Origin of the sequence: Microcystis sp. LE18-22.4A (assembly GCF_027531105.1) — a bacterium.
GTDB classification, from domain to species: domain Bacteria; phylum Cyanobacteriota; class Cyanobacteriia; order Cyanobacteriales; family Microcystaceae; genus Microcystis; species Microcystis aeruginosa.
Map to the genome: position 1 here is coordinate 1 of NZ_JAPZRB010000027.1, position 1,059 is coordinate 1,059.

Below are 1,059 nucleotides of genomic sequence, written 5' to 3' on the forward strand. Positions count from 1 at the left end.
ACAATTCCTATTTTTTCATAATTAGGGGTCTCAAGCTCCCCCTAGCGGCCACCGAGAAAACCTTCACCAGATAAGTATTTTTACTCAAGTCTCTGGAGGGGGACAGCTTATGTGACAGTTGAGGGTGCGGAATGTGGGATATAAATTAGAGTGTTTTTGTCAACTTGGATTGGAGTTAGTCGAGTCATGAGTAATGCAAAAATTGAAAATTAACTTTTTTCTCTAGTCAATTGCCATAGAAGTTCTCATCTAAGATTTGCTCTGGCAAGAAAGGACAAATTTGAGGATAATCATTTTCTGGGGGAATCCGAACACCAAATTGAGGGAGTTTCCCTTCCTTAATTGCCACTTGACGAGCATCTGGATAAGCTTCCTCGATAGCAGTTTCTAGATAGGATTTCAGGGAAGGTGTATTGCGTAAGTTTTTCTCAATTCGCTGGCGATGCTCAATAATAGAACAATACCAGCTATCCTTCATTGATGGCGGTGCGTCCTGCTGTACTTTTAATTTGAGCAAGTGAGCCAAAAGAATCATCAAATTACTTTCTAAAGTTCTTTTTTCCGATTTTCCCAACTCGGTTAACTCCTCAATTAAGTTATCAGTATCCAGCGCAGCAAATTCCCGCTTCTGTAGGTGGCTAATTGTTGTTGCGAGCCATACTTGAAAATCTTGTTCGTAGAGAGTTTTCGACATAGCGATAGGTTGTTCGTTGGAGTAAATAACTGCACTGATAACTAAGCGGATACAATTCTCAAGGCGTTACTAATTTCTAGCTTCCCTTGTAGTTTACCAAAAAATCACCTAAAATTGAAACTAAGTAGGTAGGCGTTAAAAATTATCAGATGCCCCCCTTATTAAGGGGGGACTAAGGGGGGATCGGCACCCCCCTTATTAAGGGGAGATCCCCCCGCCTATCGTAGGGTTGATTCATTTAAATTAAGTACAGCTGATTTTGAGTCAATAAATTTGACTGAAGATTCTCAAGTTTATCTTTTTCTAACCAAAAAAATTAGTCACAATAACTAATCTTTAATCCTCTGCCAATATTTATTATGAAG

1 protein-coding gene is annotated in these 1,059 nt (G+C 39.3%); it reads right to left on the minus strand.

Features of this window, described 5'->3' with window-relative positions; genetic code table 11:
• Nucleotides 1-226 precede the first annotated feature (226 nt).
• Complete coding sequence (locus O9295_RS01010) at nucleotides 227-694, minus strand: DUF29 domain-containing protein (RefSeq protein WP_123230012.1); 468 nt, start codon at nucleotides 692-694, stop codon at nucleotides 227-229.
• Nucleotides 695-1,059: the final 365 nt, after the last annotated feature.